This window comes from Halorientalis marina (genome assembly GCF_023028345.1).
GTDB classification, from domain to species: Archaea; Halobacteriota; Halobacteria; order Halobacteriales; family Haloarculaceae; genus Halorientalis; species Halorientalis marina.
Genome location: NZ_CP095487.1, coordinates 415,625 through 431,224, shown reverse-complemented (window position 1 = coordinate 431,224; position 15,600 = coordinate 415,625). Strand labels below are relative to the sequence as shown.

Below are 15,600 nucleotides of genomic sequence, written 5' to 3'. Positions count from 1 at the left end.
AGACGCTTCAAGTGGAGATTTCGCCATTTTTCGCACTTCTGAACCCGCAATTATGGTCCACGGGCGACGGTTTCAATTCTCGGTACTGAGAAGGGGTGGAAAAGGTGGGGAACAGGGGGGGTCCGGGCGCGTCGCAGGGACGGCCCGCGGTGGGTCAGATCGTCTGCTCGCCTTTGTTCGCGCTCCTGACGACGAGCCGACCGGAGGCCCCCTCGAGCCGGAGCGAGCGACCGTGGTCGCCGCCGACGTCTTTCTCCTCGATTGGAATCCCGAGGTCGTCGAGGGTCCGTTCGACCTGTTCGATGTTCCGGACGCCGATCCCCGAACCGTTCTCGGAGAAATCGAGCATGTCGCTGCCGCCGGCGACTTTCGCCCGGACGTGGCCCGGGTCGGCGCCCTCCCGTTCCATCGCATCGAGAAGCTCCTCGATGCCGCTGTCGGCGAACTTGGCCGGGTTCGAGCCGTCGACTTCGTCGGCCGAGGGGAGCATGACGTGGACGAGGCCGGCGACGCCGGCGCGCTCGTCGTACATCGCGACCCCGAGACACGAGCCGAGGCCGCTCGTGGTGAGTGCGGCACCGTCGGTCGTCACGTCGTACTCCGCGATGCCCACTTTGACACGGTCCTTGCGTGGCTCGGCCGACCCCTCGCTCGATCCGTCGTAGACCTTCATTCGAATATTTTCTCGACGCTCGCCTCTGTCTCGTCGGCCCGGTCGACGTCCAGCTCCTCCAGGGCCGTTTTCAGTTCCTCGTCGTCGGGCAGCGCGTGAATCTCGCTCTCGAACTCCAGGTCCGCCGTCCGCATCGTCGACTCGATGATGAAGGCGTGTTCCTGTGTCTGTCCGACCTTGGCGGCCAGCGGGTCCATGATCGCCCGTCCCATATCGTGGACGACCTGTGGCGGGGTGTGTTCGACGCCCGTCTGCAGGACGTTCGCCCAGCCGTCGATGAACCCGGAGGTCATGATGTTACCCATTTCCTGGATAGCGCTCTCGTGCATATCGGTGAACCCCTCGCCGTCGGGTTCCATCGGCATGAGCGCCTCGGCGACGTTCAGCGCCGACTCCTCGTCGAACAGGATCATGAGGTAGCCGCTGGGCTTGCCCTCGAACTCGACGACGGTCCCCACGTAGGACCGGTTGTCGACCTGTTTGGGCACGTCCTCGACGGGGGCGAAACTGATCCGGGTGACCTCCGCCTTCGTCTCGATGCCGGTCATCGCCGTGACGTTCTCGGCAGCCGTTTGCGTACCCGCCCGCGTCATCTCGTTGAACACGGAGAGCTTGTCGATGGGGATGGCGTCGTCGCCAGCGCCGGCGGTGTCGGCCATCAGTTCGGCCAGTTCCGCGTACTCCGGCAGCATGTAGATGTAGAAGTCCAGGTCCTCGGACTCCCCGGGCCAGGCGACGTGGCTCCGGAACACGAACACCTGCTCGCCACGGCCGTCGGCCGCCGGGAGGACGTCGGCGCCACTGGCCGCGATGTACTCGGGCGGGGTGTGTTCGATGGTCGTGCCGAGGAAGTCGGCCCAGCCGTCGATGAACCCGCTCATCATGATGTTGCCGATCTCTTTGACGCTGCTCTCCTTCATCGCGCCCTCGGCGGCACCGCCGGGGAGCGCTTCCACGATGGAGTCGGTACACGCCTCGTCGAAAACCAGCGTCGTGTCGCCGGTCAGCGGCCCCTCGAACCCGAACTGGACCCCGACGTGGTCGCGGCCGGCAAGCTCCTCGCCCACGTCGGCCCGGTCCATCAGGGCCATCTTCGTCACGGCCACGTCGGCCTCGATGCCCGTCATCTGTGTCAACATGGCCGTGGCCTGCTCGGCACCCTCGTAGGCAAGCCGATTGAACGTCTCCAGCGACTGTATATCGACCCTCATCGCGCGGTCAGGCCCCGACGGCGTCCTCGATGGCCTCGATCACGCTCGGTTTCTGGAAGGGTTTCGTGATGTACCCGTCGGCGCCGGCCTTGACCGCTTCCTTCATCTTCTCCTCCTGGCCGACGCTCGTACACATGATCACCGTTGCCTCCGGGTCCGCGCTCTTGATCTCGTCGGTGGCCTCGATCCCGTCCCGGATCGGCATCACGATGTCCATCATGACGAGGTCCGGTACCTCCTCCTTGTAGACTTCGACGGCCTCGACGCCGTTCTCTACTTCCCCGACTATCTGGTGGTCCTCCTCCAGGATCTCCCGGAGGAGGTTCCGCATGAACTCCGAATCGTCCGCGATCAGTACCTCTGACATACTCGCTCACCTCCTTCTATCCGGAATATCCAAATAAGCGTGTCCTCCAGATTATCGTTATTGATAGCATATTCTCGGCGGAAGAGAACGGGCAATGGCGTCAGCGCCCGCTCCACGTCGTCGTGTTTTCGACCGGAACTGTGGCGGTCCGGCGAGCGACGACGCGGTCGGTTTCGAAACTCTGAACGCGGACACTGACCGCTGCTCGGTACGTCTCGTTGTCGACCGCGGCGAGGGTGAACGCTCGCGCGTCCATGGGAACGCGGACGCGGCCGGATTCGGCCACGCGGGCCGTCGCCGTCCGCTCGAATCCCAGACCCGGGACTGCCACCCGGTAGACCACCCGCGGGCGGCCGGTGACCGACTCGACGTCGACGGCGGCAGGCGGGATTCGGAGGTAGAAGACGCCGGTGCCGAAGCGGCCGCGGTCGATGCGGAGGTCCTCGGCCGGCGACGAGGCGAGCGTGGCCGCGGCCGTCCCGTCGCCCAGCCGGTCGCGCGTCTCGGGCGTGAGATCGACCGCGCCGAGTACGGGGCTGGACAGGACGAGGACGAACAGGACGAGACCCACGACGGCGAGCTGGACCTGCCGGACCGGGACGGCGGCGAGGCGTTCGACGAGGCGGTCCCGGCGGCTCACAGTTCCAGGCCGTCGTTGTCCTTGACGGCCGTCATGAAGTCGGCGATGGAGTCCTCGGGCGAGAGGTCGCTCGATGCGAGCGCGCGCCGGATCGACTCGGGCGGCACCTCGACGGGGACGTTCGCCTCCGTGAGGAGGATGCCGAGCACCTCCTCGATGGGCGTGTTGCGGTCGATCTGCTGGGCGTACCACATCACGAGCGTCTCGAAGATGGTCACCACGTCGTTGCTGACCATCCGCTGCTGGGAGACGGCGCCGTCGAAGGAGGCCGTGATGTCGAATCCGTAGCGGGAGTTCGAGGCCGCGAGGTCGTCCGAGAGCCACCGGTGGACGCTGCGGGCCGTGAGATCGGGCTCGCCCGCCGGCGCAGTGTCAGTGGCGCCCCGCTCGGGCGTCGGGTCGGGCGCCGGCGTCGGCTCCGTCTCCTGCTCGGCGGGGCGGTCCGGCGTGGCCCGCTGCTCGCCCTCGATCTGTCCCGCCGGTTCGTCGTCGGGTTCGGCGATAGGGTCGCCCGAGGAGACGACGTATCGCCCTTCTTCGAGTTCGCGGACGCGCTCGTCGTCGGTGATGTCGATCTCCTCCGGCGAGAGGACCGGCCCCTCCTCGGGATCGCCGCCGGTCGGCTCGTCGTCTGACCCCGGCATATCTACGTCTCCGTCACGAGCGAGTATAACTCCTTGGCCGCTCGCGGCGGTCGATACGGCGGCGGCGCCGCTGGTCGGCGTGAAAGAACGGAAAACGAAAATCGCGCTAGCTTAGAGCTGTGCCGCGGAACTGCCACTGAGCGACGTGGGCACCGTCAGCCGGACCGTCGACGTGGCACCGGACTGCGTGGTGATGCGGAGCCTCGCGGTGGCACCTTCTTGCATACCCTCGTTGGGGGGGGCCTCGCCGTTCTCATCGGGGCGGAAGGTATGCTCGTTGAGGTCACTGAGTGTGCTGGATGGACTGTCACCGCTGCCCGAATACCCGGGGTTAGCGTCGTTCCAGAGAGCTTGGTCGGTACCCTGTTCAGCCCTAACAATGATGCTACCATCGGTATCAACGAAATCGCCATTGTTACTGTCGGCGACATCGCTCTCCCCAATGTCGAAGATCAGGCGAGCCCGGTCGTCGGGGCTGTTGATCACCGGTGCGGAGTCCTGATCGTCCAGTGAGTCATCTTCGTCCTTTACCGGAATGTGATCGAACGCACCGTCCTGGTTGTCGAATGCCTTGTCGTGGACGATATCGTACGTCCCGGTGTCGTCGACCCACTGAATCGAGACGCCAGTGAGGTCGATGTCTTCAGCGCCGGGGGCCTTCGTCGCGATCAGTTCGACTGCACCGACCGTGTTGTCGGCGTCAGCACCCGTCACCAGCCCGGTTGCGGTCTGGACCTGCAGCCGATTGGTTACCTGCTGACTGCTCTGCTGTCCCGTCTCTTCGCTCTGACTTTGGAGGAACCCGGCCGTGTTGATCAGGACCCCAGCCGCGATCGCCGCGACCAGCACCATCGCGATGAACACGATGAGCGTCCCGATCCCGACCTGCCCTCGTTCGGAATCGTTGTTTTCGTTATCGAACATGTATTCTCACCAGTTTAGAGCTGTGCCGCGGAACTGCCACTGAGCGACGTGGGCACCGTCAGCCGGACCGTCGACGTGGCGCCGGACTGGGTGGTGATCCGAAGTCGCGCGGTACCGCCTTCTTCGATACCCTTGTTTCCGTCAGTGCCGGTACGGAAGGTATGGTCAGTTCTAGAGGTGTCAAAGAGCCTCACATTACCATCATCTTCGACCCGTTCAACTGGGCTACCGTCGTCGTAGAACGCGCCACCAGATGATGAGGTATCGTCGCTGTTGATGTCGAAGATCAGGCGAGCCCGGTCGTCGGGGCTGTTGATCACCGGTGCGGAGTCCTGATCGTCCAGCGAGCCATCTTCGTCCTTCACCGGAATGTGATCGAACGCACCGTCCTGGTTGTCGAATGCCTTGTCGTGGGCGATATCGTACGTCCCGGTGTCGTCGACCCACTGGATCGTGACACCAGTGAGGTCGATGTCTTCAGCGCCGGGGGCCTTCGTCGCGATCAGTTCGACTGCACCGATCGTGTTGTCGGCGTCAGCGCTCGTCACCAGGCCCGTCGCTGTCTGGACCTGCAGTCGGTTGGTCACCTGCTGACTGCTCTGTTGTCCCGTCTCTTCGCTCTGACTCTGGAGGAACCCGGCCGTGTTGATCAGGACCCCGGCCGCGATCGCCGCGACCAGCACCATCGCGATGAACACGATGAGCGTCCCGATCCCGACCTGCCCTCGTTCGGAATCGTTGTTTTCGTTATCGAACATGGCTATCACATGTGCCCGAGTGACCGTGAGGGTCGCCCCGGACTCTACCCGAAACGTCCGACTCACGGGATATAAACCTGACTCGCTGGTTATCAGCAGTGAAAACAGACGGTTACGCTGTTATTATCGCTACTGGTATCGAGAACCAGACGGCCGGTAGCCGATATTCAGCTCCGAAAACCGGCGTAACGGGCAATAACGAACCGATGCCGTCCGGCGGTTCTTTCGGGACCGGCCGTATTACTCGTAAGTCACCAGGCTGTACATCACGAACAGGTAGCCGAAAGTCGTGAGACCGCTGTTGACCAGCAACAGCGACCGGGCGCCCTCGAAGTCGTTGAGGAAGGCACTGATCATCGTCGCCGCCGCGCCGGCGACCGCCAACGAGAACCCCAGCGAGAGGTGCAACATCGCCTGTCGTGACGTTTGTACGTACGCGCGTATCGCCATCCCAACCATGGTGAGCCCGGCCACGACGAAGACCAGGGTCGAGATCGCATAGAGGATTTCTACGGCCATTGCCATCTTCCCTGCCGATCGCTACGGAGTTTCCCCTCTTAAATCCATGCTTGAAAATATCTCGGCTGATAACGCCTCGTTACAGCGCGGGAACGGAAGCGGAGGACGGCAATCGGGTACGCAGATGGGGACCGACGGGCACGTGTCGCGGTCGGAGGCAGCGACCGGCGTGACAGCGCGCGCACGCGCGCAGACTACTAACTCTCCGAGAGGGTCCGCCAGGCCTCGTCCAGTTTGTTGGTGACCTCGGACCGCTCCTCGACGACCACCGACATCTCCCCCGAGAAGTCGACGGTCACCTCGTCGACGTTGCGACGGTAGACCTTGATGCGCCGGCGGTCGTCCGAGAGGATGTTGTCGTGGAGCTCCAGCAGGTCGTGCTCGGTCAGTTCGTCGATCCGGCGGTAACAGGTCGCGATCGGGATGTCGAGTTCCTCGCTGAGCCCCTGTGCGGACTGTGGCTCGTCGGTTGCCTCCAGTATCTCCGCGCTGTACTTGTTCCCCAGCGTCCGCAGGATGTCGGTCGGTGCCATCTATTATCAGATAATGAATTTTCGTCAGTATAAAACTGGCGGGAGTACCGGGAGCGGAGAACGGACGAGAGCGGGCGGTCTCGACGGCAGTTATCGAACGTGTGAACGCCGTATGGAGTGGTTACAATCGTTATTGAGCCCAATAACCGTTACATCGGGGATTCCTCTTCGCTCATCATCGAGAACGCGGAGGCGTTCTGGTGGACGCGGATGCCACCGTGTTCGATCTCCATCGGGAAGATGTCGGTCTCGATGTTCTGTTTGCGCATCTTCGCGACCCAGACGTAGCGGTTCACGCCGGACTCGGTCGGCGTCTGGATGAGGTAGATGTTCCCGTCAGTGAGGTAGTTCTCCAGCCCGATGTCGGTCTCCGGGAAGACGGCGCCCTGCTCGTTCGTCATCAGCGTCGTCAGTCCGTTCTTCCGAAGGATGTCGGTGAACTTCAGGAGGTAGGTCCGTTTCTCCTGTTCGTTCTCGAAAAAGAGCTGGAACATCGTCAGCGAGTCGAGCACGAGCCGTTCGTACTCCTCGTCCTGGAGGTCCTCGAGCAGGAGGTCGAGCGAGGAGGTGAAATCGTTCTCTCGAAGCAGGACCTGCTTGTCGAACACCTTGATATCGCCGGACTCGACGTACTCGCCCCAGTCGTCGAACCCGATGGACTCGGCCGCCTCCTGAATGTCCTCCTCGTTCTCCTCGAAGGAGAGGTAGATGCCCTTCTCGTCGAACATCCGGACGCCGTTGTAGATGTACTGCAGCCCCAGAATGCTCTTTCCGGCCCCCGGATTCCCGCTGACCAGCGTCGTGGAGTTCTTGACGATGCCGCCGTTGAGAATGTCGTCCAGCCCGTCGATTCCGGTTTTGGTGAGCTCGATCATCGGTCTGATAGTGACGCGTACGCGCCACGAATTGAAAAAGTATCCGACACCTTGGCAAAAAAGTGTTGTCCCCCGGCTCGCGGTAGCCGCCGACGGCACCGACCGCGGAACCCGCGACGGCCGATCAGCGGTGGACGGCCTGTGGGTCGACCCAGATGACGAACCCGTCGTCCGCGTCGTCGTCGTCGTGTTTGATAACGCCGCGGACGGCCTCTCGGCCGCCCTCGGGGGCCTCCTCGACGGTTTCCTCGTCGAGACGGAGCACCTGGTACACCTCGTCGACGAGCCATCCCGCGGCCTTCCGGTCGGCGATGATCTCCGGGTCGAACACGATGATCCGCCGGTCGTCCGTCTCGACGGCCTCAATGTCGAATACCTCCTTGGGGTCGACGATGGCCGTCGTCCGCCCGCGCAGGTCCATCACGCCCTCGATGTACTCCGGCGCGTTCGGGAGGCCCGTCAACTCCCCGACGTCGACGATCTCCGTCACGTAGTCGATGTCGACACAGTAGGTCTCCGTGCCGAGTTTGAACTCGAGTACCTGTCCCGTCGCCTCCGCCGCCGACCGCGTGGATGCCTTTGCCATATGTTTCACCCGCGAAAGCCGCTCGTACCCGGACGGAACCAAGACGCGAACTTAATCCTGACCCCTGTGCTATCACATTTGATTACGGGGGCGGTGTATTTATTTGCGGAACTCGGGTACGGACTGGCAGGACAGATGCCGCGAGCCCCATCCAGTTCCGGTCGCCGGACCACACGCCGAACGAGCCGGTGCCGTGACCGGCAGGGGGTGACGATTCGATAGCATGTCGGACGGACGGACGCGGGCCATCGTGACCGACGACTCCCATTTCATGCGCAGTGTCATCTCCGATATCCTGGAGACCGGCGGCGTCGACGTCGTCGCCGAGGCACGGAACGGTCGGGAGGCCGTCGAGGCCGCCGCCGAACACCGACCGGACGTCGTGACGATGGACGTGGAGATGCCGGAGATGAACGGGATCGAGGCCGTCGAGCGGATCATGGCCGACACGCCGACACCCGTGCTCATGCTCTCGGCTCACACCGACGAGAACGCCGACGTGACCTTCGAGGCCCTGGAGAAGGGCGCGGTCGACTTCTTCACCAAGCCCGGCGGCGAGGTGTCCATGGAGATGTCACGGCTGGAGGACCAGCTCGTGGACATGGTCGACTCGGTCGCCAGCGTCGACGTCTCCGTCGGCCCGGGCGGCGAGAGTTCGCCGGCCGACGCCTACGCCGAGGCCGTCGAAGCCGCCGAGACCGCGACGGAGAGTACCGCGAGCACCGGGGGAGCGGCCGGGACGACGAGCCCGGACGCGACGGCGGCCGATACCGACACGGCGGGCGGAACGGCCGTCGCCGAACCGACGGCCGAGTACGCCGCCAGGCCGACGCTCCTCATCGGCTCCTCGACCGGCGGTCCGACCGTCGTCGAGCGGGTCCTCGCGGACCTCCCGCGGGACGCGGACTTCCGCGTCCTCGTCGTCCAGCACATGCCCGATGGGTTCACCGAGCGGTTCGCGGCGCGCCTCGACGGGAAAAGCGCCTACGACGTTCGCGAGGCGAGCGACGGCGACCGCATCGGCGGCGGCGAGGCACTGGTCGCACCCGGCGGCAAACACATGGAGGTCTCGAACTACGGCGGCGGGCGGCTCCGCGTGAAACTGACCGAGAGCGACCCGGTCAACAGCGTCCGGCCGTCGGTGGACGTGACGATGCAGACGGCGGCCGAGACGGTCGACGACCCGCTGACGGCCGTCGTCCTCACCGGGATGGGCACGGACGGCGCCGACGGCGTCCGTGCCGTCGCGGCCGCCGGCGGCACCGTCGTCGCACAGGACGAAGCGAGTTCGGCGGTCTACGGGATGCCGAAACGTGCCGTCGAAACCGGCGTCGTCGACGAGGTCCTCCCGCTGGAGGAGATCGCCGACGGCGTCTTGCGTTCGATAACGGAGGGCAACGATGGTTGACGATCAATATCTCGACGCGTTCATCCGAGAGAGCGAGGAAGCGATCACCGAACTGAACAACTCCCTGCTGGAGCTGGAGGGCGACCCCGAGAACGAGGCCGCGATGGACTCGATCTTCCGGACGGCCCACACGCTGAAGGGGAACTTCGGCGCGATGGGGTTCGAGGACGCCTCGAACCTCGCCCACGCCATCGAGGACCTCCTCGACGAGATGCGGGAGGGCAACCTGGCGGTCACCCCGGAGATCATGGACATGATCTTCGCCGGCGTCGACCGGATCGAGATGATCGTCACCGAAATCGAAGAAGAGGGCGACTCTTCGATCGAGACCGACGAGATGGTCGAGGAGATCCGGGGCGTCCTCCAGGACGGTGCCCCCGACGACGGGGCGGAGTCGGCGGCCGACGATCCGGAGACGAGCGGCGACGAGGACGCGGCCGGCGACGCGGACGCGGGCAGTGACGACGCGGCGGCCGACGACGGCCAGGCAGTCGGCGACACCGAGGCCGGCCCCGCCGTCGACGAGGACGTCTTCGCCGGCGCGACGGTCGACGCGGACGTGGACGAGGGGTACCACGCCCGAATCGAGGTCGGCGACAGCAGCATGAAAGGCGTCGACGGGATGTTGATCGTCGAGGCCGTCGCCGAGTCCTTCGCGCTGCTCGCGGCCGAACCCGGCCGGGAGGCCATCGAGGACGGCGACTACGCGGACGGCTTCGACCTCCTGATCCACGCCGAGGACGAGGCCGCGGTCGCTGACGAGCTCGACTCGGTCACGAAGATCGACGCCGTCACCGTCTCGACGGTGACGGAGTTCGGCGACGACACCGAGGACGAGAGCGAGGACGACGACGCGGCCGAGGCGTCGGTCGACACCTCCGGCGTGGACGAAATCAAGTCCGTCCGGGTCGACGTCGACCAGCTCGACGACCTCCACGGCCAGGTCGAACAGCTGGTCACGAGCCGGATCAAGCTCCGGCGGGCCGTCGAAGAGGGGAACCTCGACGACGCGAGCGAGAACCTCAACGAACTCGACAAGATCTCGGCGAGCCTCCAGAACACGGTCATGGACATGCGGCTCATCCCGCTGAAGAAGGTCGTCGGGAAGTTCCCGCGGCTGGTCCGTGACCTCGCACGCGACCTGGACAAGGAGGTGAGCTTCGAGATCGAGGGCGAGGACATCGAACTCGACCGGACCATCCTCACCGAGATCTCGGACCCCCTGATGCACATCCTGCGGAACTCCGTCGACCACGGGATCGAATCCCCCGAAGAGCGCGAGGCCGCGGGCAAACCCCCCGAGGGAACGATCCTGCTCCGGGCGACCCGGGAGCGCGACCACGTCATCATCGAGGTGAAAGACGACGGCCGGGGCCTCGACGCCGACGACCTCCGCGCACAGGCAATCGAGCACGGGGTCCGGTCCGAGGACGAACTCGAGGCCATGGAGGAAAGCGACATCTACGACCTCGCTTTCCACCCCGGTCTCTCCACCAAGGACGAAGTGACCGACACCAGCGGCCGCGGCGTCGGGATGGACGTGGTCCACGATACCGTCACGCAACTCGACGGCTCGGTCAGCGTCGACTCCACGCCCGGCGAGGGCACGACCGTCTCCCTGCGCCTGCCGGTGACGATGGCTATCGTCAAGGTCCTGTTCGTCCAGGTCGGCGACGAGCAGTACGGCATCCCCATCAAGAACATCGACGAGATCAGCCAGCGCAACGGCGTCGAGACCGTCAACGGCGAGGAAGTCATCGAACACGACGACGAGATCTATCCCATCGTCGACCTCGCGGACGCCTTCGACGTGCCCGACGCGAAGACGAACGGCAACGGAATGCTCGTGCGCATCCGCGAGTCCGAGCGGCAGGTCGCCCTCCAGTGTGACGCGGTCACCCAGCAGGAGGAGGTCGTCGTCAAGCCCCTGGAGGGCATCCTCAGCGGCACGCCCGGCCTCAGCGGGACGGCCGTCTTAGGCGACGGCGACATCGTCCACATCCTCGACGTGGTGACACTGTGACCGGCACGGCCGCCCGCATCGACCCGCCGACCGCACTGCAGACCGGAGATACGACATCATGACCGACAGCCGCCAGGACTCCCGCGCCGCGTTCGACCGCCTCCTCGACTACATCCAGTCCGACGTGGGCTTCGAGACCGGCTTCTACAACGACGCCTACCTCGACCGCCGGATCACCGCCCGGATGCGCCGGACCGACGCCGACAGCTACGACGAGTACCTCGACCAGTTGCGCGGGAGCGACGCGGAGGAGGCGGACCTGCTCGACTCGCTGTCGATCAACGTCACCGGCTTCTTCCGCAACCCCGACGCCTGGGAGGGGATCCGATCCGTGCTGCGGACCCTGACCGCCGAGCGCCGGTCGGTTCGGGTCTGGAGCGCCCCCTGTGCCGACGGTCGGGAACCGTACTCCGTCGGGATGCTGGCGCTCGACGACGACGAGATCGAGAGCCGGCGCGTCTCCGTCCTCGGGACCGACATCAGCGACGACGCGCTGGCGGTCGCCCGCGAGGGCGTCTACGAGACCTCACAGACGACGGACATCGCCGAGGAACTCGAACCGCTCGCGGACTCGGCGCGGTACGTCGAGCAGGACGGCGACAACTTCCGGGTCCGCGACGAGGTGAAGTCCCTCGTCGAGTTCGAGAACCACGACCTCATCCGCGGGGAGCCAAAACGGGACTTCGACCTCGTGCTCTGTCGGAACCTCCTCATCTACATCGATTCGGAGTACAAGGTCCCCATCTTCGAGACCATCGAGGGGTCGCTGCGCGAGGACGGCTACCTCGTTATCGGGATGACCGAGACACTGCCCCACGAGTGCCGGGAGGCGTTCAGCGCAGTCGACAAACGTCACCGTATCTACCGCAAAGCCTGATGTCACTGTACGAACTCGAACGCGCGGGCGACGTCGACGGGCTAGTGAGCGCCCTCCGGACCAGCGACAACCCCGAGATCAAGGCCCGGGCGGCCGAGATGCTCGGCGAACTGGACGAGGAGACCCGCGCGGACCACGACGTGGTGACGCCGCTCGTGACCCTCGCGTCCGAGACCGACGAGGCCGAGGTGACGGCGGCCGCCGTCGACGCCCTCGACCGCATCGGGCAGGCGGCCATCGAGGAACTGATCGCCGAGATGGCCGGCATCGAACTCGGCGAAGACCAGCAGGCAGACTGGGCGAAGGCGAAGGCCTTCTCGAAGGCACTGAACGCCGACCTGCCGGAACTGCGGATGGCCGCGGCCAACGCGCTGGGCTCGCTCGGGAATACCGACGTGCTCCCCCAGTTGCTGGAGGCCACGACGGACGGGGACCCGCGGGTCCGGGCACGAGTCGCCCGCGCCGCCGGGAAACTCGACGACGCGCGGGCCTGCGACGCGCTGATCGACCGGCTGGAAGACCCCAGCGGCGAGGTCCGCCGCGAGGCCGCGAACGCGCTCGGACAGATCGGGAACCGGCAGGCGCTGAACGCCCTGCTCGGGATGTTCGACGACGAGCGGCCGGTGGTCAGACGGATCGCCGTCGGCGCGATGGGCAACTTCGGGAACGCCCGGCCCGTCGACGGCCTGATCGAGGCCCTCTCCGACGAGGACCCCTCTGTCCGGCGGACGGCCGTCTACTCGATCATCGAACTCCTCTCGAACGTCCCCACCGACCAGAGCCACGAGATCCGGGAGACGGTCGTCGACAAGCTCTCCGAGACCGACGACGCGAGCGTCGTGGTCCCGATGGTCGACATCCTGGAAGAGAGCACCCAGAACCGCCAGCGACGTAACACGGCGTGGCTGCTGGGGCGGGTCGTCGGCCAGGACAGCGACGGCTACGGCCGCATCGTCAAGGCGCTGGTCGAGACCCTGGAAGACGAGGACCAGATGACCCAGCAGTTCGCCGCGACGAGCCTCGCCGAGATCGGCGGCACGCAGGTCGAGACGCGCCTGCTGAACGTCCTCGACGACGAAGGTCGGCCGACTGACGTGCGGGGACAGGCCGTGTTCACGCTCGGGAAAGTCGGCAGCGAGCGCAGTCGCAAGCGCCTGGACGACCTCATCGACAACACCGAGAACGAACAGCTACGGAAGAAGGCCTTCTCGGCCATCTCGAAACTCGGCGGCCGGAGCGTGGAGTGAATGGGTTGCTCTCCGTACCGTAATCGAACGAAAGTTAATACGCCTCAAAGGCGTATTCCGGCACACTAACCACACGTATGGGCGAGGGCGAAACGAAACTGGCGGACACGCAGGGCAAGTTCGCACAGGTCGTCAAGGACGGCCGCAAGCTCAACGACATCGAGTGGCAAAGCGGGCGGATCATCCTCTCGAACAAGCGGCTCATCCTCATCAGCAACGACGGCAAGCGGGCGATCCCCCTCTCGGACCTCGACGGCCTGAAAGGCAGAATGGACGTCAACCAGGCCGTCGCGCGCGTCTCCGGCTACCTCTCTTTACAACTCGGCAAGGACGTGATGCTGGTCGCGCCAAACGAGACCGAGCAGTTCAAAACCCGGCTGTACAGCGCCCTGCTCGACCAGCAGATCATCCTCGCGAAACACCCCGCCGTCGAGGGCGGCGTCGTTCAGGACACCGGGTGGCAGAAGGGGCGGCTGAAGATCGGCGACGAGACCGTCGATCTCGCCATCTCGGACGGCCAGTTCGTCGAGATCGAACTCGACGACATCGGCGGCGTCGAGCAGGACGAACGCACCGTCATGGACGAACAGCGGACGGTGCTGGAGGTCGAACACACCGAGGACGAGGGGACCAGCGTCCAGACGTACCTCTCGGGGACCGCCCGGACCTGTGCGTTCCTCGGGAGCCTCCTCCGTGAAGGCGAGCAACGCGCCGAGGTCGAGGCCGACCTCTCCGAGCGTGAGCGTGAGGTGCTCATGGCGCTGTACTCCGGCGTCTCGCCCTTCGAGATTCCCAGTTTCGTCGGGATGGACGTCGAGAAAGTCGAGGAAGTCTACGACCGCCTCATCGAACTCGAAATCCTGGAGGAGGTCCGGACCCGCAAGGAGGTCACGCTCAAGGCCCGCGGGCGCAACATCGCCAGCGAGGCAATCGACGAGCGGTAGCGATTTATACGCCCACGACGGGACTTCACTATGCTCGGCCGCGGCGACAGGCCACGCGAGGGCGCCGTCGGCGCCGTCACGCTCGGTACCTTCGTGTGTACGCTCGGCGCCCTCCACGCCGTCGAGACCGGCGCGGTCTCCCTTCCGCCGTCTATCTACGGGACGCTCCTCAGAGCGGCGCCGATCCTGCTCACCGCCACGGCAATGGTCAGGGCCTTCGACGGGGCGCGGTTCCGGTCGAACTGGCTCCTCGTCGCCGGCCCGTCGGTGGCGTACACCCTCTACACGTTCGGACGGGCACTGGACCCGGTGACCGGCGTCGCGGCCGGGGTCGCGAGCGGCGTCCTCGTCGCCGCCCTCGTCGCAGGTGCCGGCCACGCGACCGGGCGCGGCTACCGGGAACTGGTGTCGTCGGCGGTCGCGGCCGAGGGGGACTAGGCGTTGACGTCTTCCAGCCGGTCGCTGACGACGATGCGGCCCTTCGGGGTGAGGTCCGTCCCGCCCTCGCCGGTCGTGATCAGCCCGTCGGCTTCGAGGTCGTTGAGCAACATCGTGACCTGACTCGGTTCGGCGTCGAGGACGTTCGCCAGCGAGACGCCGTCGCCGGTGGAGTACACCGCGACGAGGAGTTCGGTCTTGTCCTCGGTGAGTTCCACGTCGTCGAGGTCCTCGACGATGTCGCTGTACTCCAGGCGAAGGTACCGACCCAGCAGGCTCATCTCCCGGTTCGAGTCGGTCGCCAAGAGAGTGGTCGTGGCCTGTCCGTTCCCCATGTGCCGAATCGAGAGCGTCTGCCGGGTCGCCCCCCTGATCTCGCGCTGGGTCTGTTCGACGTCCGTCACCGTCGAGAGGTCGATCTCGAACGAGGAACCGTCGGTCTTGAGAGCGACGGCCTTCGGCTTCAGCGAGAGCCGGGCCGGGCGGAACTCCTCGCCGGTCACGCGCCCCCCGACCCTCGCGGGGTGTTTGACCGTCATCGGCGTCCCGTTGAGCAGCGCCTTGAACAGGACCGTCGAGAACTTCGTGATCTTCTCGTCGTCGGCCTCGACGGCCGCGACGTGGCGCTGATTGCCCTGCTTGTACGCGATGGTTACCGTCGACTTGAAGAACTTCCCCAGGTCCTCGGGGACGTGCCCGACGGCCACGTCGAAGATGTTCGAGAGAGGAATCGTCACCTTGCCGCCGTCGCTGGCCTTCGTCGCCAGCACCAGCCGCTTCTGACTGAGAACGACCCGGCCTTTTTTGGGTTCGCCACGGTCAACGGTGCTCGCGTTGAAGCCCGCGACGAAGTCCGCGATGACTGATTCCGACATGGTGGACGGCAGGCGATATATCGATTACGGACGGGGGCGATTTGAGCGTTTCGTGCCC

The 15,600-nt window shown here is 65.4% G+C and carries 18 protein-coding genes; 6 read left to right on the top strand and 12 right to left on the bottom strand.

Features of this window, described 5'->3' with window-relative positions:
- Positions 1-154 precede the first annotated feature (154 nt).
- From MUG96_RS02300 to MUG96_RS02250, 11 genes are all read right to left on the bottom strand, one after another.
- A complete protein-coding gene (locus MUG96_RS02300; protein WP_246986128.1) occupies positions 155-673 on the bottom strand; it encodes a chemotaxis protein CheD in 519 nt (172 codons plus the stop codon).
- On the bottom strand, positions 670-1,884 hold the full coding sequence (locus MUG96_RS02295; RefSeq protein WP_246986124.1) for a chemotaxis protein CheC: 1,215 nt from the start codon (positions 1,882-1,884) through the stop codon (positions 670-672). The genes MUG96_RS02300 and MUG96_RS02295 overlap by 4 nt, the downstream gene beginning before the upstream one ends.
- Before the next feature lie 7 nt (positions 1,885-1,891).
- On the bottom strand, positions 1,892-2,251 hold the full coding sequence (cheY, locus tag MUG96_RS02290) for a chemotaxis protein CheY (RefSeq protein ID WP_246986121.1): 360 nt from the start codon (positions 2,249-2,251) through the stop codon (positions 1,892-1,894).
- A 100-nt stretch (positions 2,252-2,351) separates the two neighbouring features.
- Positions 2,352-2,891, bottom strand: a complete 540-nt coding sequence (locus tag MUG96_RS02285) for a hypothetical protein (protein WP_246986119.1) — start codon at positions 2,889-2,891, stop codon at positions 2,352-2,354.
- On the bottom strand, positions 2,888-3,535 hold the full coding sequence (locus tag MUG96_RS02280) for a DUF7500 family protein (protein WP_246986117.1): 648 nt from the start codon (positions 3,533-3,535) through the stop codon (positions 2,888-2,890). The genes MUG96_RS02285 and MUG96_RS02280 overlap by 4 nt, the downstream gene beginning before the upstream one ends.
- A gap of 111 nt (positions 3,536-3,646) precedes the next feature.
- Positions 3,647-4,459 carry a flagellin gene (locus MUG96_RS02275; protein WP_246986116.1) on the bottom strand — a complete coding sequence of 271 codons (813 nt, stop codon included), beginning with the start codon at positions 4,457-4,459 and terminating at the stop codon, positions 3,647-3,649.
- Positions 4,460-4,473: 14 nt separating this feature from the next.
- Positions 4,474-5,217: a flagellin gene (locus MUG96_RS02270; RefSeq protein ID WP_246986115.1), complete on the bottom strand. Its 744-nt coding sequence runs from the start codon at positions 5,215-5,217 to the stop codon at positions 4,474-4,476.
- 240 nt (positions 5,218-5,457) lie between these two features.
- A complete protein-coding gene (locus MUG96_RS02265) occupies positions 5,458-5,742 on the bottom strand; it encodes a DUF7521 family protein (protein WP_246986114.1) in 285 nt (94 codons plus the stop codon).
- A gap of 191 nt (positions 5,743-5,933) precedes the next feature.
- Entirely contained in the window at positions 5,934-6,269 is a 336-nt protein-coding gene (locus MUG96_RS02260; protein ID WP_246986113.1) for an ArsR/SmtB family transcription factor, read from the bottom strand.
- A 149-nt stretch (positions 6,270-6,418) separates the two neighbouring features.
- The gene (locus tag MUG96_RS02255) at positions 6,419-7,144 is read right to left on the bottom strand and encodes an RAD55 family ATPase (protein WP_246986112.1); all 726 of its coding nucleotides are present in this window, start codon (positions 7,142-7,144) and stop codon (positions 6,419-6,421) included.
- 124 nt (positions 7,145-7,268) lie between these two features.
- A complete protein-coding gene (locus tag MUG96_RS02250; protein ID WP_246986111.1) occupies positions 7,269-7,730 on the bottom strand; it encodes a chemotaxis protein CheW in 462 nt (153 codons plus the stop codon).
- A 223-nt stretch (positions 7,731-7,953) separates the two neighbouring features.
- Here MUG96_RS02250 and MUG96_RS02245 point away from each other — a divergent pair, with 223 nt between their 5' ends.
- From MUG96_RS02245 to MUG96_RS02220, 6 genes are all read left to right on the top strand, one after another.
- Positions 7,954-9,138, top strand: a complete 1,185-nt coding sequence (locus MUG96_RS02245) for a protein-glutamate methylesterase/protein-glutamine glutaminase (protein ID WP_246986109.1) — start codon at positions 7,954-7,956, stop codon at positions 9,136-9,138.
- Entirely contained in the window at positions 9,131-11,161 is a 2,031-nt protein-coding gene (cheA, locus tag MUG96_RS02240) for a chemotaxis protein CheA (RefSeq protein WP_246986107.1), read from the top strand. The genes MUG96_RS02245 and cheA overlap by 8 nt, the downstream gene beginning before the upstream one ends.
- Before the next feature lie 58 nt (positions 11,162-11,219).
- Positions 11,220-12,038 carry a CheR family methyltransferase gene (locus tag MUG96_RS02235; protein WP_246986105.1) on the top strand — a complete coding sequence of 273 codons (819 nt, stop codon included), beginning with the start codon at positions 11,220-11,222 and terminating at the stop codon, positions 12,036-12,038.
- The gene (locus tag MUG96_RS02230; protein ID WP_246986103.1) at positions 12,038-13,285 is read left to right on the top strand and encodes a HEAT repeat domain-containing protein; all 1,248 of its coding nucleotides are present in this window, start codon (positions 12,038-12,040) and stop codon (positions 13,283-13,285) included. Before MUG96_RS02235 ends, MUG96_RS02230 begins: the two co-directional genes overlap by 1 nt.
- Positions 13,286-13,362: 77 nt before the next feature.
- Positions 13,363-14,229 (top strand): CheF family chemotaxis protein, encoded by an 867-nt coding sequence (locus MUG96_RS02225; protein ID WP_246986101.1) that lies wholly within the window; start codon positions 13,363-13,365, stop codon positions 14,227-14,229.
- Between the two features lie 30 nt (positions 14,230-14,259).
- Positions 14,260-14,667 carry a hypothetical protein gene (locus MUG96_RS02220; RefSeq protein WP_246986100.1) on the top strand — a complete coding sequence of 136 codons (408 nt, stop codon included), beginning with the start codon at positions 14,260-14,262 and terminating at the stop codon, positions 14,665-14,667.
- On the opposite strand, the gene MUG96_RS02215 is transcribed toward MUG96_RS02220, so the two are convergent.
- Positions 14,664-15,542 carry a CheF family chemotaxis protein gene (locus MUG96_RS02215; RefSeq protein ID WP_246986098.1) on the bottom strand — a complete coding sequence of 293 codons (879 nt, stop codon included), beginning with the start codon at positions 15,540-15,542 and terminating at the stop codon, positions 14,664-14,666. The two genes, MUG96_RS02220 and MUG96_RS02215, sit on opposite strands and share 4 nt — an antisense overlap.
- Between the last annotated feature and the right edge of the window lie 58 nt (positions 15,543-15,600).